Source organism: Kribbella sp. NPDC000426, assembly GCF_040300265.1.
In the GTDB taxonomy this organism is placed as follows: Bacteria; Actinomycetota; Actinomycetes; order Propionibacteriales; family Kribbellaceae; genus Kribbella.
In genome coordinates, this window is the sequence record NZ_JBEPDK010000001.1 from 992167 (window position 1) to 1012509 (window position 20343).

Genomic DNA, 20343 nt, shown 5'->3' on the forward strand with positions numbered 1-20343 from the left:
GGCACGCTGCTGACGTTCGTCGCGCCGGCCCGCCTACCGGACCAGCCGGAAGAACGCCCGGATGTCGTCGACGAGCAGGTCGGGCGCCTCGAGGGCCGCGAAGTGCCCGCCACGGCCGAATTCCGACCAATGGACGATGTGGTGCCGGCGGTCTAGCACCCGGCGGATCGCCGGATCCGTCGGGAAGACCGCGACACCGGTCGGCACGCTCGGCCGGATGTCGTCGGTTGCACGGCGATTCTCGTAGTACAGGTTGGCGGACGTCGCGCTGCTGTTGGTGAACCAGTAGATCGACACGTCCGTGAGCAGGTGATCCAGGTCGACCGCGTTCTCCGGCAGTGCGTGCTGCGGATCGGTCCACTCCCAGAACTTCTCCAGAATCCACGCCAGCTGTCCGACCGGCGAATCGCTCAACCCGTACGAGACCGTCTGCGGCCGAGTCCCCTGCAGGTCGGCGTACCCGGTCCCGACCGCGCGCAACCGCTCGGCCGCCGCCAACCTCGCCCGCTCGACCTCGGTCTGCACATCACCCGGCTCGACCTCCGGGAACGCCAGCCCGCCGTTGATATGTACGCCGACCACGTGCTCGGGATCGAGCTGCCCGAGCAGCGGTGAGACGACCGATCCCGTGTCGCCGCCTTGCGCGCCGTACCGCTCGTATCCGAGCCGGCTCATCAACTCCGCCCAGGCACGCGCGATCCGCCGGTGGTTCCAGCCGTCCTGCAACGGCAGCGAGAAACCGTGCCCCGGCACCGACGGCGCAACGACGTGAAAGGCGTCGCGCGGATCCCCGCCGTACGCCGCCGGGTCGGTCAGCAGGCCGAGCACCTCCAGGAACTCGGCGACCGACCCAGGCCAGCCATGTGTCAGCACCAGCGGCAACGCGTCCGGCTCCGGCGATCGCCCGTGCAGGAAGTGAATCGTCTGCCCGTCGATCTCGGTCGTGTACTGCGGATACCCGTTGAGCCGCGCTTCCCAGCTGCGCCAGTCGTACGCCGCCCAGCGCTCCGCGACCCGCTGCAGGTAGTCGACCGGGACGCCGCGCTCCCACCCGTCACCAGGTAGTTGCCGAGGCCAACGAGTTTGCCGGAGCCGCTCCCGCAGCGCGGCAATCTCCGCGTCCGGCACCGCGATCCGGAAGTCAGAGATCATTCGCCCGCGGATGCAGCGGCTCGTACAACCCGACCCGGCCGCCACCGGGCAGCCGGAACGCGGTCAGCACACCCCACCGCATCCGTTCGACCGCCTCGAACTCCACCCCGCGGCCGCTCAGCTCGCCCATTGTCTGCTCGAGGTCGTCACACATCAACAACAACTCGTGCGAGCCGGCCTCGGCCGGATGCACCGCCACCTCGGCCGGCGGCAACTTGAAGATCAGCCACCCGGCTCCCGCATCCACCGACGGATACTCCAGCACCTCGGCAAAGAACGCCCGATCCGCCTCGGCATCCGTGCTGTAGATGATCACATGCGCTCCGTTGATCATCTACAGCACGATACGCGCGACTCAGTCCTCGATGACGATGGCCAGCGCCGGGCAGACGGCGGCGGCCTGGTGGACGTCGGCGGCGAGGTCCTCGGGCGGGTTGTCGGTGAGGAGTACGACGATGCCGTCCTCGTCGCGTTGGTCGAAGACGTCAGCGGCCGCGGTGACGCATTGGCCGGAGGCGACACACTTGTCCTGGTCGACGATGATCTTCATGGGTTGTCTCCTAAGAATGTCAACTGCACCAGGTCACGGGGAGCGAGTAGACGCCGTACACGGCGCCGTCGTGCTTGAACGGGATCTCGTCCAGCTCGACGGCCCGGCGCAGCGTCGGGATCCGGCGGTAGAGCGTGCTGTAGACGACCTGCAGCTCCATCCGCGCCAACGGTTGCCCGAGGCATTGATGTACGCCGAACCCGAACGCGACATGCCGCCGCGCGTCCCGGTGCACGTCCAGCGTGTCCGGGTCGGAGAACATCGACGGATCCCGGTTGGCGATGTCGTTCGGCAGGATCACGCCCTCGCCGGCCTTGATCACCTGCCCGTGCAGCTCGATGTCCTCGAGGACCGCGCGACGCCTGCCGTTGTGCGTGATGTTCAAGTACCGCAGGAGTTCCTCGACGGCGCCCGCGACCACCTTCGGGTCGTCGGTCTCCCGCAGTACGGCCAGCTGCTCCGGATGCTCCAGCAACGCAAGGGTGCCGAGGGCAATCATGTTCGCGGTGGTCTCGTGCCCGGCGATCAGCAGCAGCACGCCGATCCCGGCCGCGTCCTGCCGGGTCAGCTCGCCTGCCTTGACCCGCTCCCCCAGACCGGACAGCAGGTCGTCCCGCGGGTTCGCGAGCTTCTCGCCCATCAGCTCGTTCAGGTAGCGGCCGATGTTGTTCCGGGCCTGCGTCCGCTCCTCGACCGACGCGGTCGTCCGGATCAGGATGCGGCTGTTCTGCTGGAAGAACTCGTGGTCGTCGTACGGGACGCCCAGCAGCCGGCAGATCACCAGCGACGGCACCGGCAGCGCGAAGGCCTCGACCAGGTCGACCGGCTTCGGACCCGCGAGGAGGTCGTCGACCAGCCCGTCGACGATCGCCTGCACCTGCGGCCGCATCGCCTCGATCCGCTTGATCATGAACGGCGCGGTGACCATCCGCCGCAGCCGCGCGTGCTCCGGGTCGTCCATCAGGATGAACCCGATCCCGGCGTCCTCGCCGGTCGGGATCGCCCGGGCGACGGTGTTCGGGTAGCCCGGTCTGTTGACGTCCGAGCTCAGTCGCGGATCGGCGAGCAGCGTGCGCTGGTCCTCGTACCGGGTGACCAGCCAGGCGGTCGTGTCGAAGATCTGAACCTTGACCAGCGGCGCTTCCTCCTGCAGTTCACGAAGTTGCGGCGGAGGGTCGAACGGGCAGCCTTCGGCGCGGGTCATCGGATAAACCGGAGTGGTCATACGAATCCTTCCCCAGAGAGGTATTCGAGTTACACCAGGAGCTCCCGGTGCAGGCGGGTCTGTTTCGGCAGGTTCCAGCCGAGCACGGCGACGAGGCGACCGTCGCGGTGATAGTGGGCGACGAAGCGGCCGTCGGCTAAGTTGCCTTCAGCAACGGTCACCTCGGTGTCGGCGGACGGGCGGCCGTGGACCTGGAGCTTCACGCCGAACTGGTCGGTCCAGAAGTACGGGATCGGCCGGTAGGGCTGCTCGTCGCCGAGGATGTTGGCCGCGACGCAGATGGCCTGTTCGGTCGCGTTGGTGCGATTCTCCAACCGCACAAGGGAATCGTCGTGCTGCCACCGGGCCACGTCACCGGCGGCATAAATCCCGTGGGCGGCCCGACAATACGCGTCACACACGACCCCGTTGTCGAGCCGCAGCCCGCTTCCTCGCAACCAGTCCGTCGCGGGTACGGCGCCCAGCGCGACAACAACCACATCCGCCGGCAACACGTCGCCGTCAGCCAGTTGTACGCCGCTCACGCGACCATCCACCTCGGTCAACGCTGTCACCGCAGCACCCAGACGAAGCTCGACCCCGTGGGACCTGTGCAACTCGCCGAGCATTGCTCCGACGACAGGACCGAGCTGAGCCTCCAACGGCGTGGCCTGAGGGCCGGCGAGTGTGACCGCGAGGCCGAGCTTACGAGCAGTCGCGGCAACCTCGGCCCCCAGCACGCCATCCCCGACAACCACCAGACCGCAGGCCTCGGCGAGGCCCTCCCGGAGGGCAGCAGCATCATCGAGCGTCCGAAGGACGTGCACGCCGGCGATCCCCCCACCCGTGCCAAGCCCGACGGGGAGGCGGCGTGGGGTCAGGCCGGTCGCGATGACGACCGCGTCGGCTGTCAGCTTGCGGCCGGCGGCGGTTTGGACCAGCTTGCGGTCGACGTCCAGGGATACAGCGGAGTCGCCTAGGACGAACTCGGCGTCCAAGGCCGACAGCATCGTGTCCGGACGCAGGCGGGTCCGTGACTCGTCCCATTCGCCGCAGAGGAACTGCTTGGACAACGGCGGTCGGTCGTACGGCGGGTGCCACTCGGCGCCGAGGACCGTGATCGGTTCCCGATATCCCTTGCGTCGCAGGGTTTCCACGGTCGTCAGACCGGCCGCGGAGGCACCCACCACGAGCACACTCACGAACTCACCGGTGCGGTCAACAGCCCGACGATGCCGTCGATCAGACCGTCGGCCATCTCCTGCCAGGTCGCGCGCGCGGTCGGCGTACCCTCCGCCTGGGCTCGCTCGAACTCCGCGGTCATCTGGATGATCAGGTGCCGGGCCATGTCACCGCGCTCCATCCGAACCGCCGGCGGAAGCTCCGCGAGATGTTCGGCGAGCCCCTCGATGACACGTTGCAAAGTCGGCGAGTTCAGCGACTCCTGGAGCTGGATCTCACGCAGCGACGGGTCGTACATCAGCTGTGCACTGAACCGCGCGAGCCAGCTGGGCGGCCCCAGGCTGCTCATGTGGTCGGTCGCCGACCGGACCAGCACCGTCACCCAGTCCCTGACATCGGGATCCGCGCCGAGCTCCGCGATCAGCTCGCGACGCCGTTCCTCGACCGGACCCGCATGCTTACGCACGATCTCCCGGACCAGGTCGGTCTTGGTCCCGAAGTGGTACCCGACTGCGGTGTTGTTGCCCTGGCCGGCCGCCTCGCTGATCTGGCGGTTCGACACCTCGTGGACGCCGCGCTCGGCGAACATCCGCTCGGCCGTCGCGAGGATCAGGTCCCGGGTCGCGTTCACCCTCGCCGACCGATCCGTCTTCGACATCATCATCCGCCGCATCACCGCCCGAGCTTGTGTGACCGTCGGTCACCGACCATCACCTCCGTGTGGTCCCCCTCCCAGCTTGCCTCGCGGACTTGTTTAAGTCAACTGCCTGACTTAACGTATGGTTGCACAAACCAACTATCTTTCGCTGCCCCGGAGGCTGATGATGTCCGCTGCTCCAACCGTGCGAGCCGGTGCCGTTGTACCGGTGCTCGCCTCGGCCGGTATCACGGTCGCGCTGATGCAGACGCTGGTGATCCCACTGGTTCCCGAGCTGCCGCGACTGCTGAACGCGTCGGCCGCCGGGACCGCCTGGGCGATCACCGCGACCCTGCTCGCGGCCGCGGTCGCGACCCCGATCATGGGCCGCCTCGGCGACATGTACGGCAAGCGCCGGATGCTGCTGATCAGCATCGGCATGCTGGTGGCCGGCTCGGTCGTTGCCGCGCTGAGCAGCTCGCTGGTGCCGATGATCGCCGGCCGCGCGTTGCAGGGCCTGGCCGCGGGCGTGATCCCGCTGGGCATCAGCATCATGCGCGACGAACTGCCGGCCGAGAAGGTGGGTGCGGCGATCGCGCAGATGAGCGCCTCGCTCGGCGTCGGCGGCGCACTCGGTCTGCCGCTGGCAGCGTTGCTCGCCGAGAACTTCAACTGGCACACGCTGTTCTGGCTGTCGGCGGCCCTCGGCGTGATCGTGTTCGGGCTGGTCCTGCGGTTCGTCCCGGAGTCGTCCGTCCGCTCCGGCGGCCGGTTCGACCTGCTCGGCGGCGTCGGACTGTCGATCGGCCTGATTTCGTTGCTGCTGGCAATCTCCCAGGGCGCGAGCTGGGGCTGGACCGGCGGCCGGACGCTCGGCCTGTTTGCGCTCGCGGTCGTCGCGCTGCTCGCCTGGGGCTGGTGGGAACGCCGTACCAGCGAGCCGCTCGTCGACCTGCGGACGACCGCGCGCCCGCAGGTGCTGCTGACGAACCTGGCGTCGATGGTGTTCGGGTTCGCGATGTTCGCGATGTCGCTGGTCCTGCCGCAGCTGCTGCAGATGCCCAAGGCAACTGGTTTTGGGCTCGGACAGTCGATGCTCGCGTCCGGTCTGGTGATGGGTCCGTCGGGCTTGGTCATGCTGGTCGCCGCGCCGTTCTCGGCGAAGATCTCGAAGACTCGCGGCCCCAAGGTCACACTGATGCTCGGCGCGGTCGTGGTCGCCGCCGGGTACGCCGTCGGCAGCGTGCTGATGGGGTCGGTCTGGGAGCTCGTGCTGGTCTCGCTGCTGATCGGCGCCGGCATCGGCCTGGCGTACGGCGCGATGCCGGCGCTGATCATGGCCGCCGTACCGGTCTCGGAGACCGCGGCCGCGAACAGCTTCAACACCCTGATGCGCTCGATCGGGACGTCGGTCTCCAGCGCTGTCGCCGGCGTGATCCTGGCCAACCTGACCATCAGCCTGGGCGGCTACACCCTGCCCTCGCAGACCGGCTTCCGCACCGTCCTGCTCATCGGCGCCGGCGCCGCCCTGGCCGCCCTCGCGATCGCCTCCTTCATCCCCACCCGCCGCGCAGTTGCCGAGGCACCTTCAGTCGAGGCGGAGGCAGTCGCCGGCTAAGCGAGGAAGTCCAGCGTGCGCTGCATCAGCAGTTTGGCGGCGGGCTCGTCGTAGCCGGGGAGCGACGAGTCCGCGAACAGGTGCTCCTTGCCGGGGTACAGGAACAGCTCGACGGAGCTGTTGGCGGCGACCAGGGCGCGGGCGGCGTCGATGTCGCCGCCCTCCTCGGCGAAGAACGGGTCCTCCTCCATCGCGTGCACCTGCGCCGGCACGCCCTCCGGCCACGCGCCGAACTCCTCAGCCGGCAGGCACGAGTAGTAGAACAACCCGCCGACAGCTCCCGGACGCGTCTGCGTGAGCTGCTGGGCAGGCACGACGCCGAGCGAGAAACCGGCGTACACGACGTTCGCGGGCAGGTCCTGCGCCGCCTCGACGCCGCGCTCGGCGATCTTCCCGAAGCCCGTCGCCCGGGCGTAGTCCATGCCCTCGTCGATGGTCGCGTAGGTGTTGCCCTCGTACAGGTCCGGCGCGTGGACGGTGTGCCCGGCCTGCCGCAACTCCTCGGCGAACGCCTTCACCCCGTCCGTCAGGCCCTGCGAGTGGTGGTACAGAACAATCTCAGCCATCGTCGGCTCCAATGATCCAGATATCTCGAACAATCCGTGATGCTAGTCTATTCGGATCATGTCGATCAACAGTCCGGTTCCCGACTACGAGCTCGCGGACACCGTCGAGCTGACCACCGCGGAGCAGGTGCGGGCGATCAGCGACCCGCTCCGGACGACGATCCTCGGGCTGCTGCACGAGCGGGCCGCGACGGTGACCGAGCTGGCCACGGCGGTCGGCCGGCCGAAGAGCACCGTCGCGCACCACGTGAAGGTGCTGGCCGACGCGGGCATCCTGCAGGTGGTCCGGACCCGGCGGGTGCGGGCGATCGAGGAGCGGTTCTACGGCCGCGCGGCGCGGATGTTCTACGTCGGACTCGGCCGGCAGGGGCCGGAAGGAGCGCTCCCGCCTGATTTCAACGACTTCGAGGTCGCGGCCGAGGAGTCGAAACCGGCGTACGACGCGGGCGAGATGTTCTCGCTGATCCGGCACGCGCGGATCCCCGCGGACCGTGCGACCGAGTTCTGGCAGCAGGTCGCCGCGCTGGTGCACGACTTCGACCAGCTCCCCCGGGCGGGCGACACGACGTACGGCTTCACCGTCGGTCTCTACCCGATCGTCGACTACCCGACCTTGCCGCCGGCCGAGGACGAGATCTGAGCCTCGTGTTCGGCTGACACCCGGTCGAGTACGTCGACCAGGCGCGCGAGCACATCCCGCGCGATCTCGTACTCCTGCTCGCCGAACTCTTCGGCGAAACGGCGCTCGAGCTGACCCAGGTACCGGAAGCCGTCACTGGCCACGGCCAGACCGTGCTCGGAGTACCTGACGACCTTGGCCCGGCGGTCGGCGGGGTCGGACTGCATCTCCAGCAGATCGAGCCCGACCATCTCGCGAACGATCTCACCCATCGACTGCCGGGTGATGCCGGCCCGCACAGCCATCTCGGCGGCGCGGGCGCCCTCGGCGTGCAGCGTGCCGAACACCGCATTGTGCGCCATCTTCACCTCCGCATGCCCGTCGGCGTGGGCACGGCGGACCATGTCGGTCTGCATGGCCCGGTTGGCCCGGTCGACGAGGGCGATCAGCGGCTTGCGATCGAGATGCGGTTCGCCATAACCCCTTGACATGTCGTAAGGATACCTTCCAATATTTCGACAGGAATCCTTACGGTATCAGGGAGGGCCCGATGGATGCCATGGAGCTTCACCCGGTGGTTGCGGGCCTGTTCACGCGGGGGCGCCGACGGACGGTCCGGATCGCGGTCGAGCAGGAGTACGTGGTCGCCGACACCGACGGCGACGTGGTCCCGATCGAGCAGGTACGGCGGGCCGCCGCGAGCGCGATCGCCGCGCCGTACATCACGTTCGAACCGGGCGGCCAGCTCGAGCTGAGCCTGCCGCCGTCACTCCACCCGGTCGGCGATCTCGATGCGCTGACGACAGACCTGCAGAATCGGTTGAGCCGCGACGGCATCAGGTTGCTGACGATCCCGGTGGATCCGCGGACGGATGTGCCGCTGCAACTGACCTCTGAGCGGTACGTCGCGATGCAACGCCACTTCGACACGATCGGGCCGGCCGGGCGGCGGATGATGCGGCGCACCACCTCGACGCAGATCTGCCTGGATTGGTGGCCCGGCACGGCGGGGATCGAGCAGTGGCGGGTGCTGAATCTGGCCGCGCCGTTCCTGGCTGCGGCGTTCGCGCGCGACGGCGAGCGGTTGAACACCTGGCTGGACGTCGATCCGACGCGCACAGGCTTCGACGACCTCGTACTTCGTGGCGATCCGGTCAGCTCATACACCGCCTTCGCGGCAGGGGCGACGAGATTCTTGGATGGGGCCGGGGCGCACGTGAGCACGCTGTTTCCGCCGGTACGTCCACGCAGCACCTACCTGGAGGTCCGCTTCCTCGACGCCCAGGATCCAGCCGGCGTCGAACGCGCGATAGGCGTACTCGGCCGCCTGATGTACGACGACGCACTCCGGCGCACCGCCCTGCAGGCACTCGAACCCGAGCGCCCTCAACTCGCAGACCTGTGGCGCGCTGCCGCCGCCGGCGAGCACGCGCTCCCCGACTCGGCCGTACCATACGGTTTGGTATGGCCGCCGGAGGTGGCGGCATGAGCGGCGGCGTTCTGTTCGTGACCGATCCACTGGGCGGGCTGGCGGGTGATATCGACGCGAGCGTCGGCTTGATGAGCGCGACCCAGGAGCTGGGGTTCGACGTCTGGTGTTGCGGGCCGGAGGAGCTTGCCGTAGTCGACGGGCGGGTGCGGGCTCGGGCTCGACGGATCCGGCTTCGGCCGCGGCATGCGGTCGGCGGCAGCCATCGGTGGATCGTCGACGCGACCTGGTGGGACGAGCTCGAGAACTCGGTTGTCGACGTCGCGTCGCTCGACCTGGTGCACCTGCGGATCGACCCACCTGTTCATGCGCGGTACCTGCACACGACGTACCTGCTGGATCTGGTCGAGCAGGCCGGCACGCGGGTGATCAACCGGCCGGAAGGCATCCGGGCGATGCACGAGAAGCTCATCGCGCTGCACTTCCCCGAGCTGTGCCCACCGACGTACGTCGGGGCGGATCCGGTGGAGCTGCGGTCGTTCGTCGAACGCGTCGGCGCGGCGGTGGTCAAACCGGTCGACGGGTTCGCGGGACTCGACGTCTGGCTGGTGCACGACGACCAGGGAGCGGTCGCACTGCTGGAGTCCGCGAGCCACGGCGGGCGGCGGCAGGTGATCGCCCAGCAGTACCTGCCGGCTGTTGCGCACGGCAACAAGCGGTTGTTCCTGCTCGACGGCGACATCGTCGGCGCCGTACTGCGCAGGCCGGCGCCCGACGACTTCCGGATCGGGCCGCCGGTCGCGGCGGCAGAACCCGACGAGGACGATCACGCGATCGTGGCCGCCGTCGGCCCTCTTCTGCGAAAGTACGGCCTCGCCATCGCCGGTCTGGATGTGATCGGCGGCCGGCTGATCGAGGTCAACGTCACCTGCCCGGGCGGCATGCACAAGACCGATGCCCTGCTCGGGACCCACCTCAGTCACACCATCGTCAGCCGTTTGTTCGAAGGAGCACTCGTATGAACCTCGACACCGTCACCATCGTCTGCATCGCGCTGCTGGGCATCCTGCTGTTCGTGCTCGGCGCCAACGTCACCCGCAATCGCGCACTCCGCGGCGCCGGCAACCAGCTGCCGACCGACCCCGCCGACCGGCTGATGATCGCGGTCCGCGCCCACGGCAACGCCGCCGAGTACATCCCGACGATGATCGTGCTGCTGCTGGTCTGCTCTTCGTTGTCCGACAGCTGGGTGGTCGATGTGCTCGCGATCGCTGCCGTCTTCGTCCGGTACGCGCACGCAATCGGCATGCTGACGTCGCGCAGCCTCGCGACCCACGGACCGGTGCGCGATATCGGTGCCCTAGGCACCTACCTTGTCGGCCTCGCGCTGGGCGTCACTGCACTGGTGACGATCTGAACGCCGTCGGGGTGGTCCCGGTGAGCTGACGGAACACGCGGGCGAAGTGCTGACTCGAGCTGAACCCGAGGCTGACGGCGAGCGCCGTAATGGTGATGTCGCTGGTCTCGAGGAGTTGACGGGCCCGCTCGATCCGGCGTTCGTTGAGGTACCGGTGGGGCGGCTGGCCGAGCTCGGTGGTGAACAGTTCGGCCAGGTACGCCGGCGCGAGCCCGGTGCGATCGCCGAGCTCCCGCAGAGTCCACCGCTCGTGGAACTCCTGATCCAGCAGGCGTTTCACGGTCCGCACGGCCGGGTGCATCGCAAGCTGCGGTACGGCGGCCGGCGCGAGACACCGCGAGACCGCGAGCATCAGGTGGTCGACCGCGAGCGTCAGCCCGGTGTCGGCGTACTCGTAGCGGGTGGTGACCTCGCGGATCAGTTGCGCGAATGCGTGGGTCAGCTCACCCGCCTCCCGATGGACGACGCCCCGAGGCCAGGGCAACGCTAGCGCGGGCTGGCGTCGTACGACGGGTTCGCGGTCGATCGCGGCGAAGTAGAAGTGGTGGTTGCCGGAGCGGCCGGCCAGGTGGTGAGTGACACCGGGCGGTACGGCGAAGAGGTGGCCGGGGTGGAGGACGTAGCTCTCGCCGCCGGCGACCCAGTGCGTGCTGCCGTGCTGCTGCAGGTAGATCTCCCAGACGGGATGCTCGTGCGGCTCGATCAGGAACTGCTCGGGCACCCACTGCTCACCCGCATGCAGCAGACCGCTCTCCCCCGCGAATCCCTCGGCGTGGAATCCGGCGCGGAGCCCACTGGGCCGATGCAACGACACCTGAAGATTGTGTCCAGTTGCCTGAACATCGGCAACGCCTGTTGCGGGTCCGGGTTCCTAGGTTGGTCCGTATGGAGCTACCTGGATCTGAGGACATCGCCTTCTATCGCGAGCACGGCTATTGGATCTCGCCGGTGATCGTGCCGTCCGACGTACTCGATGCGGCCGAGCGCGGGATGGAGCGGTTCTACGCCGGTGACCACGACCACACGCTGCCGGATCTGCCCGCGACGCGCGGGTGGCAGGCGGCGGACGGCGACGTACTGCGGAAGAACGACTACTCGTCCTTGCGGGTCGACGAGTTGGCCGCCCTGGTGCAGTTCCCGGCGATCGGTGCGACCGCGGCCGCCCTGTCCGGCGCGGACGGAATCCGACTGTGGCACGACCAGTTGCTGTACAAGCCGCCCGGCGGTTCGGCGCGGGTCGGGTGGCACACCGATCGGCAGTACTGGCAGTCGTGCACGTCGGACGAGATGCTCACCGCGTGGGTCGGGTTCCACGACGTCGACGAGGTGAACGGCGCCGTGGGGTTCCTGCCCGGCAGCCATCGCTGGTCCGTGACCGGCTTGGACTTCTTCTCGCAGGACGCGGTCGGCCTCGAGGCGTCGATCGCCGCACAGGGTTTCGACCCGACTCCCGTCGTACCGCGGATGAAGCGCGGGCAGGTCAGCTTCCACCACTGCCGGACGGTGCACGGGAGCTCGGCCAACCTGACGACGGAGCCACGCCGGTCGATCGCCATCCATCTGCAGCCGGCGAGCAACCGCTGGCGCCCCGGCTCCGCGCATCCGAACGACACGCTCGTACGGCGGAACCCCGATCCGGACTACACGGACCCGGCTGTCCAGCCGACACTCTGGCCACTTGATAACCGGACCGCAGTCCGTTAATGTCGGGGCATGCAGGGACTGGAGAAGATCAACGAGCTCGGCCGGCAGGATCATTTCCTCGCGGTGGCGATCACCCAGCGACAGTCCGGTGAGCCGGCCGCCTCGGTGGTGAACGCCGGTGTCATCGACCATCCGCTGACGGGCGAGCCGGTGGTGGCGTTCGTCGCGCGCGGGCACACGAAGAAGCTCGGTCATCTGCGGCGGACCCCGCAGGCGACGCTAGTGTTCCGCGCCGGCTGGCAATGGATCGGCGTCAGCGGTCCGGTCGAGCTGGCCGGTCCGGACGATCCGCTGCCGGGCATCGACGCGGAGCGCCTGCGGGTGTTGCTGCGCGACATCTACGCAGCGGCCGGCGGTGTCCATCCCGACCTCGACGAGTACGACCGCGAGATGGTCGCGGACCGTCGTGCGGCGGTGCTGATCCGGCCCGAACGCTTCACGAACAACCCGGCCGGCGCCGATCACCAGGAGGACGAGTGACCGTCTCGGCGAGCTAGGCTCGGTTCGACCACTCACCGTGATCGGAGGAGCACCTATGGCCAACGAGGACGCCTGGAGCGGGGTCGTCGTGAAGAAGTCGCGGGCGATGTTCGACGGCTCGAACCTCTACCGCAAGCTCGAGGTCGAGCTCGACGGCGGCGACGTACAAAACGTGAAGGTGCCGCGCGCCCTGTGGAAGGAGCTCGAGGTCGGCGACCGGGTGAGCAAGGAGGCAGGCGCGGATCCACGCCGTGGCTGAGCCGGTGAAGGTCCTCGCGTACTACTTCCCGGACTGGCATCCTGATCCGCGGAACGCGCGCTGGTTCGGCCCGGGCTGGGACGAATGGCGACTGCTGGCCGCCGCGAAGCCGCGCTTCGACGGCCACCGGCAACCGCGCGTCCCGCTCGACGGTCCGTTCGACGAGGCGACCCGGGCCTCGGCCGAACACCAGATCCGGCTGGCGAAGGAGTACGGCGTCGACGGCTTCCTGGTCGACTACTACTGGTACGACGACGGGCCTTATCTGCAAGGGGCCCTGGACAGCGGCCTGCTCGCCGCGCGGAACAGCGACGACATCACGTTCGCGTTGATGTGGGCGAACCACGAACTCGTCGACATCTTCCCGCACGACGACCCGGCCGACGACTCGCCGCAACTGCTGAAGAACGGTGCGATCGACCGGGCCGCCTTCGAGCAGCTGGCCCGGCACGTCATCGACACGTACTTCGCCCGCCCCAACTACCTCACCGTCGACGGCCGGCCGTGGCTGTCGATCTACGAGCTCGGCAATCTCATCGTCGGTCTCGGCGGCGTCGACGAGACGGTCGACGCGTTGCGGTGGTTCGACGAGCAGACGCGGCTGGCCGGGTTCGCCGGCCTCCATCTGGATGCGGTCGTCTGGGGTGTCGGCGTCCTCCCGGCGGCGGTCACGCTCGACCGGCCGGCCGAGCTGGTGAACCGGCTCGGCTTCCGGTCGGCGACGTCGTACGTGTGGGTTCACCATGCCGACCTGGGCGGGTTCGAGTTTCCGCGCGCGCAGATCGGGCCGCTGCGGGCGGCGGCGTTCGCGGAGTACGAGCGGTACGCCGCGGAGCTCGACGTACCGTTCTATCCGAACGTGACCGTCGGCTGGGACCCATCGCCGCGGACCGGGCAGGATCGAGCGTTCGTCCGCGGGCGGTACCCGTGGACGACGACGTTCGACCCGTCGCCCGAGGAGTTCGGTGAAGGGCTGCTGATGGCCCGGTCGTTCCTCGAACGTCACGGTCAGCCGCACCCGATCATCACGGTCAACGCCTGGAACGAATGGACCGAAGGCTCGGTGCTGCTTCCGGACACACACCACGGCTGCGGGTTCCTCGAAATGATCCGCGACTCGCGCGGGTGATAGAACCGGCTGTCATGGAGACCGTTGAGTTGACCAAAGCCGGGATGTCCGTGTCGCGGGTCGTGCTGGGGCTGATGCGGATCAAGAACCTCAGCGACGCCGAGATCCGCGAGCTTGTCGGTACGGCGCGCGATGCCGGCGTGACGATGTTCGACCACGCCGACATCTACGGCGGTTCCCACGGCTGCGAGCAGCGGTACGGCGACGCGCAGGCGGTGCCCGCGTCCGAACGGGACCAGGTCACGATCCAGTCGAAGGTCGGCATCCGCTCGGGCTTCTTCGACTTCTCCCGTGAGCACATCGTCTCGAGCGTCGAGCAGTCGCTGACCGCGCTCCGCACCGACCACCTCGACATCCTGCTGCTGCACCGCCCGGACACCCTGATGGAGCCCGACGAGGTCGCCGCGGCCTTCGACGAGCTGCATTCGGCCGGCAAGGTCGCGGCGTTCGGCGTCTCGAACCACACTCCCGGCCAGATCGAGCTGCTCGCCCGGTCGGTTCGTCAGCCGCTGGTCGCCAACCAGCTGCAGTTCAGCATCGCGAACGCCGCCCTGGTCGCGCAGGGCCTGGCCGCCAACATCATGGGACTCGACCAGTCGGCCGACCGCGACCTCGGCCTCCTCGACTACAGCCGCCTCAACAACATGACGATCCAGACCTGGGGCTCGGTGCAGAAGCCGCCGCCCGGAGGCGTCTTCATCGGCGACCGCGAGAACTACGGCCCGTTGAACGAGGCCCTCGACGACCTGGCCGGCAAGTACGGCGTCAGTGCCGACGCGATCGCCATCGCGTGGATCGCCCGCCACCCGGCCGACATGCAGATCGTCATCGGCACCACCACTCCGAGCCGGGTCAAGGACGCCGCGACCGGCGCGGCGATCCGCCTCACCCGCGAAGAGTGGTACCACCTCTTCACAGCCGCAGGCCATACGCTTCCATAGGCCCTACGGAAGCGTCGTACCCGCTAGGCTCGGGGCGTGTCCATCGGCCAGCGGCTCAGATCATGAATCCGGCTGAGTCACCCCTGCCCGCAGGCCAGGACGACCGGTTCGACATCGTCGCGATCGCCTCGTCGGCCGGCGGGATCCGGGCCCTCACGCAGGTCCTCGGGAGCCTTCCGTCCGGGCTGCGGGTGCCGGTGCTGATCGTCCAGCACCTCGACCCGCGCCACGAGACCGTGATCGCGGACGTGCTCGGGCGCCGCTCCCAGATGGGAGTGAAACTCGCCGACGCCGGCGAGCAGGCCGAGCCGGGCACGGTGTACGTCGCACCGCCGAACCGGCATCTGCTGGTCGGTCCGGGCGGCGAGCTGTCGCTCTCGAGCAGCGAGCTGGTGCATTTCGTCCGGCCGTCGGCCGATCTTCTCTTCGAGTCGGTGGCCGGGGCGTTCGGCGCCCGGGCGATCGCCTGCGTGCTGACCGGATCGGGCCGTGACGGCGCGATGGGCGTCAGCGCGGTCAAGTCGCGGGGCGGCACCGTGATCGCCGAAGACCCCGGCTCGGCGGAGTTCAAGGGGATGCCCGAGGCCGCCGTCGAGACCGGATCGGTCGACTTCGTACTACCACTGGACGAGATCGCGGACGTGATCGCCGCGCTTGTCGATTCAAGGAGCATCTGATGCCGGACAACAACACCGAGGACGGCCCGGACGAGGACCTGGAGTTGCTGCTCGGCTTCATCCGGGACTCCCGTGGCTTCGATTTCACCGGTTACAAGCGGTCGTCGCTGGCGCGCCGGATCCGCAAGCGGATGGCCGATGTCGGTGCCGCCCATTATCTGGACTACCGGGACCTGCTGGAGACCAGCGCCGACGAGTTCGGCTTCCTGTTCAACACCATCCTGATCAACGTCACCAGCTTCTTCCGGGACACCGACGCCTGGACCTACCTGCAGCAGGAGGTCCTTCCCGAGCTACTGGGCAGCGTCGACCCCGAGGACGAGATCCGGGTCTGGAGCGCCGGTTGCTCGAGCGGCGAAGAGGCCTACTCGCTGGCCATCATGTTCGCCCAGGCGTTGGGGATCGAGGAGTGCGCGCGGCGGGTCAAGATCTACGGAACCGATGTCGACGAAGAGGCACTTCGGGAGGCCCGGACCGGGGCGTACACGGCCAAGTCGCTCGAGGCGGTGCCCGACGACATCCGCAATCTGTACTTCGACCAGAATGGCGCGCGGTTCACGTTCCGGTCCGACCTGCGCCGACGGGTGATCTTCGGCCGCCACGACATCACCAGGGACGCACCGATCTCGCGGCTGCACCTGCTCGTGTGCCGCAACACGCTGATGTACTTCAACGTCGAGGCGCAGACCCAGATCGTCGACCGGTTCCACTTCGCGCTCCGCGAGGGCGGCCACCTGTTCCTGGGCAAGGCCGAGATGTTGCTGTCCGACGGGGAGCGGTTCGACGTGGTGAGCATGCGGCAGCGCCTGTTCAGACGGAAGCCCGGGTACGCCGGTCCGCCACACCAGCCGGCCCCGCTGCAGCTGGCCCCGGCCGCCGGGGTCGAACTGCGGGATGCCGCCCGGAAGCGGCAGCTCCGGGACCTGGTCTTCGAGAGCGCGCCGAACGCCATGATCGCGGTCGACCTGGACGGCATGATCATCCAGATCAACAGCCAGGCCAGGGCCCAGTTCGGGCTCACGTCCCACGACGTCGGTCGGCCGTTCCGCGATCTCGAGGTCTCCTACCGTCCCACCGAACTCCGCTCGCTGATCGAGCAGGCGCACACCGAGCGCCGGACGGTCCGGGTCAACGCCGTGGAGCGACCGTTGTCCGCGGACGACCTGCAGTACCTCGACATCGTCGTACAGCCGCTGACCGCGTCGGACGGCCTGCTCGTGGGCTCTTCGGTGACCTTCATCGACACCACGACCCTGACGCGGCTGCAACTCGAGGTGAAGCGCAACCGGGAGGACCTGGAGACCGCCTACGAGGAGCTGCAGTCCACCAACGAGGAACTCGAAACCACCAACGAAGAACTCCAGTCGAGCATCGAGGAGCTCGAGACCACCAACGAGGAACTCCAGTCCACCAACGAGGAACTCGAAACCACCAACGAAGAACTCCAGTCGGGCAACGAAGAGCTCGAGACGATGAACGAGGAGATCCGCATCCGCAGTACCGAGCTCGACGAGGCCCGGACCTTCCTCGAAGGTGTGCTGGCCAGTGTTGCGGCCGGGGTCGTGGTGCTCGACAGCGAGCTGCGGGTCCGCAGCTGGAACCGGGGTGCGGAAGAGCTCTGGGGTCTGCGTGGCGACGAGGTTCAGCGGCAGCCGTTCTTCCAGCTCGACTTCGGGTTGCCGACCGGCCCGCTCGTCGAGGTTGTCCAGGGCTGCCTGGACTCCGGGACCCGGGCCGGTCCGGCCGAGTTGCCCGCGGTGAACCGCAAAGGCCGCGCGATCAGGTGCGCTGTCACCTGCTCACCGCTGGACAGCCAGGGCGACGGCGTCGTACTGCTGATGGAAGACCTGCACGGCGTCGGGCAGGAGGACTAGGCTATTGCTGTGGAAGATGGACTGCCGGCCTTACTCCGGCCGGTCCGTGAGCGTGCCGAGCTCGAGCGGGCCCGAGCAGATCGGGCCGCTGCGATAGCACTGCGCCATGAGCGACTGCTGGCAACCGCCCCCGCATCGACCCGCGCGGTGCATGAGCGGATGATTCGCATCCACCGAGCCAGCGAGGAGCGCCATCTGACGGCGGTACAACTACACGAGGTGCACCTTCGCCGCCTCGAACGATGGTTCGCCCCGGAGACCGCAGCGTCCAGCGACGCACCACAGCTCATCTCGGCCGTGGCCGAAGTCCTCGGTGCCCGGAGCGCCGGGATCACGCTGCTGAGCTCGCGCTGGGCGATGGCAGCCTCGATGACCGCCTCCGACACGCTGGCCGCAGCTGCCCAGCGCCCTCGGCGAAGGCCCTGTACACGACACCGCCGCCACCGGCCGACGGGTCGTCGTCGCCGAGGAATCACTGCCGGATCGCTGGCCGCTGTACTCGCCAGGCGTGTCGGCGCTCGGCATCCACTCGCTCGCAGCAGCGCCGCTGGGCCTGCCGGAGAATCGCATCGGCGCTCTCGCGGTGTTCGATCTGCGACCCGCCGGCACCAGCCGACCTGTCGGGGATTCGATCACGGAGATCGCCGATGCCTTGACCCACACCATTCTGCTGACGGACGAGTACGTCGCCCAGCTGTTGCCGGACGATGCGGCGGATTACCGCTCGAGCGGTCTGGCGGACTCCGACGGCGCGGCGGTCATCCATCAAGCCGCCGGGATGGTCGCCGCCCAGTGCGGCTGTCCGACCTCGGACGCGCTCGCGCTGATCGCGGCTCGCGCTTTCGCGGACAACGCACTGGTCAGCACGACGGCCCGCCGGATCGTCGAGCGGCGATTACGGCTGGACGCTCCGTAGCGAAGGTGTCGATGAACCGATCCGATCATCCGTCCTGGGCCGCCGTACCGGATCTCGCCGCCCGGTTCGTGGCAGACCCGGACTTGAACCGGACGCTGAGCTGGCTCATGCAGCGGTGTGCGGAGCTGCCGGGCGTCCGCGCGTCGGCCCTGCTGCTCGCCGGCGAGGAGGGCGTACTCGAGGTTGCCGCGGCATCCTCGGGCCTGGCGCGTCAGTTGCACCAGCTCGAGTCGCGGATCGCCGAAGGACCGTCTCAGGACAGCTATGCCAACAGTCGCCGCATCGATTGCGCCGACCTGACCGAGGCCGGCCCCCGGTGGCCGCGCTACGCCGCGGCAGCCCTCCGGGTCGAGATCCGGGCGGTCGAGGCGTTCCCGCTACGTCTGCCGGCCGGGCCGATCGGCGCGCTGACGCTGTGCTTCCGGCAGGTCGGCGAGCGGCCCGAGGACGAACTCGAGCGCGCGCAGGCACTGGCGGACGTGACCGCACTGGGCGTCGCCGGCTCCCGGGCGAACCAGGACAAGGCCCGGGCCGACCAGCTGCAGGGAGCCTTGGACAGCCGGGTCCTGATCGAACAAGCCAAGGGCCTGCTGGCCGAACGCCTCGGCGTCAGCCCCGACGAGGCCTTCACCACGCTCCGGTCCCACGCCCGGAATAACCACCTACGCCTGGCCGAGGTCTGCACGTCCGTCCTCGACGGCACCCTCACCGTCCACTAGCGCCGGAGAGGCGGAAGATCGGCCACGCCACCTCGGTGCGCCAGGTGCTCGGGTCAGGGCTGTCCTGAGGGCCGACTGTGTAGGTTTCCTGGACCGGGCCTGCGACGGCAAGTGCGTGGTCATGAACCCAGGAGCCGAGGCGGCCGTAGGTGACGTCGATGTCGTCGTGCGGTCCGGAGTGGATCGTCACCGCGAGCTCGGCGGCGGGTAGCTCGACCGGTTGCACGCGACCGTGGGACGGCGGATCGGCGACCGGGCGATAGACGAGGACAGCGCCGCGGCCGGTCGTGAACAGGTCGTTGTCGTAGTGGCCGCCGAGCGGACCGAGCCGGGCGTTGGCTGCGGTGGCGGCGTCGATCTCGGCCATGGCACCGGCGTACCACGAGAGCACGTCGGCCAGGTCGACCACATCGTTGATCCCGGCAACCAGTCGCGCGGGCTCCGAGCGCAGCTCGACGACGTCGTCACCGGGAACGGGGCGAAGCAAGCGTCGGAGCGAGGTCACGGCGGCGCGGGTGCGATCCAAGGAGTCCTGCAAGCGGTCGAGGTGCCCGGCGATCAACTCCGAGCGGACGGCAGGATCGTCGGTGGCGAGGATCTTCCTGACCTCGGCCAGCGGCACATCGAGCTCGCGCAGCCGATGGATCACCTGTGCGGAAGGAATCTGGTCGGTCGTGTAGTACCGGTATCCGCTCGACCGGTCCACCGTCGACGGCACGAGCAATTCACTCTCGTGGTACCGCCGCAGAGTGCGCACGCTGAGGTGCGTCGCCACCGCGAACTCGCCGATCGTCAGCCCTCGACCCACGCCGCTACTGTGCACCCTCCCCCTGCGGGAGAGTCAATTCCTTGACCCTCCCCGCCCGGGAACCGGCACCGTGGCCGTTATGAACCTTCCCGACACGATCAAGAACTACCTGACCAGCCACACCACCCGCGACCTGGACGGCGCCATGCAGTGGTACACCCCCGACGCCGAGGTCACCGACGACGGCAAGACCTACCACGGCCCGGACGAGATCCGCGCCTGGCTGGCCAACGCCGCCACCGAGTACACCTACACCACCGAACTGACCGCCACCCGCCAACTGGACCCCAACACCTACACCGCCACCCACCACCTCAAAGGCAACTTCCCCGGCGGCACAGCCGACCTGGACTTCACCTTCACCCTGAGAGACAACCTGATCGCGAAACTCGCCATCTCCTGACAACCCGGCCGGGGTGTGCATCCGGTCGTGGTGGTTGTGCAGAAGAAAGGACAACGGCG

At 68.5% G+C, this 20343-nt stretch carries 25 protein-coding genes; 15 read left to right on the forward strand and 10 right to left on the reverse strand.

The annotated features are described in order from the left end of the window. Positions 1 to 33 precede the first annotated feature (33 nt). Genes ABT313_RS04805 through ABT313_RS04830 form a run of 6 tightly spaced genes read right to left on the reverse strand, consistent with a single transcriptional unit; the run spans position 34 to position 4761 of the window. The gene (locus ABT313_RS04805) at positions 34 to 1152 is read right to left on the reverse strand and encodes an epoxide hydrolase family protein (protein WP_350848705.1); all 1119 of its coding nucleotides are present in this window, start codon (positions 1150 to 1152) and stop codon (positions 34 to 36) included. Further along, positions 1142 to 1486, reverse strand: a complete 345-nt coding sequence (locus ABT313_RS04810) for a VOC family protein (RefSeq protein WP_350848706.1) — start codon at positions 1484 to 1486, stop codon at positions 1142 to 1144. Before ABT313_RS04810 ends, ABT313_RS04805 begins: the two co-directional genes overlap by 11 nt. A gap of 21 nt (positions 1487 to 1507) precedes the next feature. Then, entirely contained in the window at positions 1508 to 1702 is a 195-nt protein-coding gene (locus tag ABT313_RS04815; protein WP_350848708.1) for a ferredoxin, read from the reverse strand. A gap of 19 nt (positions 1703 to 1721) precedes the next feature. After that, positions 1722 to 2927, reverse strand: a complete 1206-nt coding sequence (locus ABT313_RS04820; protein ID WP_350848710.1) for a cytochrome P450 — start codon at positions 2925 to 2927, stop codon at positions 1722 to 1724. 29 nt (positions 2928 to 2956) lie between these two features. Then, on the reverse strand, positions 2957 to 4108 hold the full coding sequence (locus ABT313_RS04825) for an NAD(P)/FAD-dependent oxidoreductase (RefSeq protein ID WP_350848712.1): 1152 nt from the start codon (positions 4106 to 4108) through the stop codon (positions 2957 to 2959). After that, positions 4105 to 4761: a TetR/AcrR family transcriptional regulator gene (locus ABT313_RS04830; RefSeq protein WP_350849853.1), complete on the reverse strand. Its 657-nt coding sequence runs from the start codon at positions 4759 to 4761 to the stop codon at positions 4105 to 4107. The genes ABT313_RS04825 and ABT313_RS04830 overlap by 4 nt, the downstream gene beginning before the upstream one ends. Before the next feature lie 151 nt (positions 4762 to 4912). Here ABT313_RS04830 and ABT313_RS04835 point away from each other — a divergent pair, with 151 nt between their 5' ends. Beyond that, positions 4913 to 6343, forward strand: coding sequence for an MFS transporter (locus ABT313_RS04835; protein ID WP_350848714.1), 1431 nt, complete (start codon positions 4913 to 4915; stop codon positions 6341 to 6343). On the opposite strand, the gene ABT313_RS04840 is transcribed toward ABT313_RS04835, so the two are convergent. Beyond that, positions 6340 to 6909 (reverse strand): dienelactone hydrolase family protein, encoded by a 570-nt coding sequence (locus tag ABT313_RS04840; protein ID WP_350848716.1) that lies wholly within the window; start codon positions 6907 to 6909, stop codon positions 6340 to 6342. The genes ABT313_RS04835 and ABT313_RS04840 overlap by 4 nt on opposite strands. A gap of 58 nt (positions 6910 to 6967) precedes the next feature. Here ABT313_RS04840 and ABT313_RS04845 point away from each other — a divergent pair, with 58 nt between their 5' ends. Then, complete coding sequence (locus ABT313_RS04845) at positions 6968 to 7549, forward strand: ArsR/SmtB family transcription factor (protein ID WP_350848718.1); 582 nt, start codon at positions 6968 to 6970, stop codon at positions 7547 to 7549. On the opposite strand, the gene ABT313_RS04850 is transcribed toward ABT313_RS04845, so the two are convergent. Then, a complete protein-coding gene (locus ABT313_RS04850) occupies positions 7513 to 8019 on the reverse strand; it encodes a MarR family winged helix-turn-helix transcriptional regulator (RefSeq protein ID WP_350848720.1) in 507 nt (168 codons plus the stop codon). The genes ABT313_RS04845 and ABT313_RS04850 overlap by 37 nt on opposite strands. Positions 8020 to 8078: 59 nt before the next feature. Between ABT313_RS04850 and ABT313_RS04855 the strand changes: the two genes are divergently transcribed. The 3 genes from ABT313_RS04855 to ABT313_RS04865 are packed head-to-tail and all read left to right on the forward strand — an operon-like array spanning position 8079 to position 10374. Next, a complete protein-coding gene (locus tag ABT313_RS04855; RefSeq protein WP_350848725.1) occupies positions 8079 to 9017 on the forward strand; it encodes a glutamate-cysteine ligase family protein in 939 nt (312 codons plus the stop codon). Then, positions 9014 to 9979, forward strand: a complete 966-nt coding sequence (locus ABT313_RS04860) for an ATP-grasp domain-containing protein (RefSeq protein ID WP_350848727.1) — start codon at positions 9014 to 9016, stop codon at positions 9977 to 9979. The genes ABT313_RS04855 and ABT313_RS04860 overlap by 4 nt, the downstream gene beginning before the upstream one ends. After that, positions 9976 to 10374, forward strand: coding sequence for an MAPEG family protein (locus ABT313_RS04865; RefSeq protein WP_350848729.1), 399 nt, complete (start codon positions 9976 to 9978; stop codon positions 10372 to 10374). The genes ABT313_RS04860 and ABT313_RS04865 overlap by 4 nt, the downstream gene beginning before the upstream one ends. Here the strand turns inward: ABT313_RS04865 and ABT313_RS04870 are convergent. Next, on the reverse strand, positions 10352 to 11188 hold the full coding sequence (locus tag ABT313_RS04870; protein WP_350848731.1) for a helix-turn-helix transcriptional regulator: 837 nt from the start codon (positions 11186 to 11188) through the stop codon (positions 10352 to 10354). The genes ABT313_RS04865 and ABT313_RS04870 overlap by 23 nt on opposite strands. A gap of 71 nt (positions 11189 to 11259) precedes the next feature. On the opposite strand from ABT313_RS04870, the gene ABT313_RS04875 reads away from it, so the two are divergent. The 9 genes from ABT313_RS04875 to ABT313_RS04915 all read left to right on the forward strand — a co-directional run bounded on the left by ABT313_RS04875 (position 11260) and on the right by ABT313_RS04915 (position 19073). After that, a complete protein-coding gene (locus tag ABT313_RS04875) occupies positions 11260 to 12078 on the forward strand; it encodes a phytanoyl-CoA dioxygenase family protein (protein WP_350848733.1) in 819 nt (272 codons plus the stop codon). 9 nt (positions 12079 to 12087) lie between these two features. Beyond that, the gene (locus ABT313_RS04880; protein WP_350848735.1) at positions 12088 to 12558 is read left to right on the forward strand and encodes a pyridoxamine 5'-phosphate oxidase family protein; all 471 of its coding nucleotides are present in this window, start codon (positions 12088 to 12090) and stop codon (positions 12556 to 12558) included. Between the two features lie 55 nt (positions 12559 to 12613). Then, on the forward strand, positions 12614 to 12817 hold the full coding sequence (locus tag ABT313_RS04885) for a DUF7489 domain-containing protein (RefSeq protein ID WP_350848737.1): 204 nt from the start codon (positions 12614 to 12616) through the stop codon (positions 12815 to 12817). After that, a complete protein-coding gene (locus ABT313_RS04890; RefSeq protein WP_350848739.1) occupies positions 12810 to 13946 on the forward strand; it encodes a glycoside hydrolase family 99-like domain-containing protein in 1137 nt (378 codons plus the stop codon). Before ABT313_RS04885 ends, ABT313_RS04890 begins: the two co-directional genes overlap by 8 nt. A gap of 14 nt (positions 13947 to 13960) precedes the next feature. Next, positions 13961 to 14887 carry an aldo/keto reductase gene (locus ABT313_RS04895; RefSeq protein ID WP_350848741.1) on the forward strand — a complete coding sequence of 309 codons (927 nt, stop codon included), beginning with the start codon at positions 13961 to 13963 and terminating at the stop codon, positions 14885 to 14887. Between the two features lie 62 nt (positions 14888 to 14949). After that, on the forward strand, positions 14950 to 15564 hold the full coding sequence (locus ABT313_RS04900; protein ID WP_350848743.1) for a chemotaxis protein CheB: 615 nt from the start codon (positions 14950 to 14952) through the stop codon (positions 15562 to 15564). Continuing rightward, positions 15564 to 17438, forward strand: a complete 1875-nt coding sequence (locus tag ABT313_RS04905; RefSeq protein ID WP_350848746.1) for a CheR family methyltransferase — start codon at positions 15564 to 15566, stop codon at positions 17436 to 17438. Before ABT313_RS04900 ends, ABT313_RS04905 begins: the two co-directional genes overlap by 1 nt. A 508-nt stretch (positions 17439 to 17946) precedes the next feature. Next, positions 17947 to 18354, forward strand: coding sequence for a hypothetical protein (locus tag ABT313_RS04910; RefSeq protein WP_350848748.1), 408 nt, complete (start codon positions 17947 to 17949; stop codon positions 18352 to 18354). 11 nt (positions 18355 to 18365) lie between these two features. Next, positions 18366 to 19073, forward strand: coding sequence for an ANTAR domain-containing protein (locus ABT313_RS04915; protein ID WP_350848750.1), 708 nt, complete (start codon positions 18366 to 18368; stop codon positions 19071 to 19073). Here the strand turns inward: ABT313_RS04915 and ABT313_RS04920 are convergent. Then, positions 19060 to 19881: a MerR family transcriptional regulator gene (locus ABT313_RS04920; RefSeq protein ID WP_350848752.1), complete on the reverse strand. Its 822-nt coding sequence runs from the start codon at positions 19879 to 19881 to the stop codon at positions 19060 to 19062. The genes ABT313_RS04915 and ABT313_RS04920 overlap by 14 nt on opposite strands. A gap of 79 nt (positions 19882 to 19960) precedes the next feature. Here ABT313_RS04920 and ABT313_RS04925 point away from each other — a divergent pair, with 79 nt between their 5' ends. Continuing rightward, positions 19961 to 20284 carry a nuclear transport factor 2 family protein gene (locus ABT313_RS04925; RefSeq protein WP_350848754.1) on the forward strand — a complete coding sequence of 108 codons (324 nt, stop codon included), beginning with the start codon at positions 19961 to 19963 and terminating at the stop codon, positions 20282 to 20284. Positions 20285 to 20343 lie beyond the last annotated feature (59 nt).

Bases quoted from the DNA above. Each gene is read 5' to 3' on its own strand.
- ABT313_RS04855 (WP_350848725.1), top strand. From the start codon at position 8,079: ATGGATGCCATGGAGCTTCACCCGGTGGTTGCGGGCCTGTTCACGCGG.
- ABT313_RS04835 (WP_350848714.1), top strand. From the start codon at position 4,913: ATGTCCGCTGCTCCAACCGTGCGAGCCGGTGCCGTTGTACCGGTGCTC.
- ABT313_RS04820 (WP_350848710.1), bottom strand. From the start codon at position 2,927: ATGACCACTCCGGTTTATCCGATGACCCGCGCCGAAGGCTGCCCGTTC.
- ABT313_RS04845 (WP_350848718.1), top strand. From the start codon at position 6,968: ATGTCGATCAACAGTCCGGTTCCCGACTACGAGCTCGCGGACACCGTC.
- ABT313_RS04850 (WP_350848720.1), bottom strand. From the start codon at position 8,019: ATGTCAAGGGGTTATGGCGAACCGCATCTCGATCGCAAGCCGCTGATC.
- ABT313_RS04895 (WP_350848741.1), top strand. From the start codon at position 13,961: ATGGAGACCGTTGAGTTGACCAAAGCCGGGATGTCCGTGTCGCGGGTC.
- ABT313_RS04810 (WP_350848706.1), bottom strand. From the start codon at position 1,486: ATGATCAACGGAGCGCATGTGATCATCTACAGCACGGATGCCGAGGCG.
- ABT313_RS04805 (WP_350848705.1), bottom strand. From the start codon at position 1,152: ATGATCTCTGACTTCCGGATCGCGGTGCCGGACGCGGAGATTGCCGCG.
- ABT313_RS04900 (WP_350848743.1), top strand. From the start codon at position 14,950: ATGAATCCGGCTGAGTCACCCCTGCCCGCAGGCCAGGACGACCGGTTC.
- ABT313_RS04915 (WP_350848750.1), top strand. From the start codon at position 18,366: ATGAACCGATCCGATCATCCGTCCTGGGCCGCCGTACCGGATCTCGCC.
- ABT313_RS04815 (WP_350848708.1), bottom strand. From the start codon at position 1,702: ATGAAGATCATCGTCGACCAGGACAAGTGTGTCGCCTCCGGCCAATGC.
- ABT313_RS04880 (WP_350848735.1), top strand. From the start codon at position 12,088: ATGCAGGGACTGGAGAAGATCAACGAGCTCGGCCGGCAGGATCATTTC.
- ABT313_RS04860 (WP_350848727.1), top strand. From the start codon at position 9,014: ATGAGCGGCGGCGTTCTGTTCGTGACCGATCCACTGGGCGGGCTGGCG.
- ABT313_RS04905 (WP_350848746.1), top strand. From the start codon at position 15,564: ATGCCGGACAACAACACCGAGGACGGCCCGGACGAGGACCTGGAGTTG.
- ABT313_RS04875 (WP_350848733.1), top strand. From the start codon at position 11,260: ATGGAGCTACCTGGATCTGAGGACATCGCCTTCTATCGCGAGCACGGC.
- ABT313_RS04830 (WP_350849853.1), bottom strand. From the start codon at position 4,761: ATGCGGCGGATGATGATGTCGAAGACGGATCGGTCGGCGAGGGTGAAC.
- ABT313_RS04840 (WP_350848716.1), bottom strand. From the start codon at position 6,909: ATGGCTGAGATTGTTCTGTACCACCACTCGCAGGGCCTGACGGACGGG.
- ABT313_RS04885 (WP_350848737.1), top strand. From the start codon at position 12,614: ATGGCCAACGAGGACGCCTGGAGCGGGGTCGTCGTGAAGAAGTCGCGG.
- ABT313_RS04925 (WP_350848754.1), top strand. From the start codon at position 19,961: ATGAACCTTCCCGACACGATCAAGAACTACCTGACCAGCCACACCACC.
- ABT313_RS04865 (WP_350848729.1), top strand. From the start codon at position 9,976: ATGAACCTCGACACCGTCACCATCGTCTGCATCGCGCTGCTGGGCATC.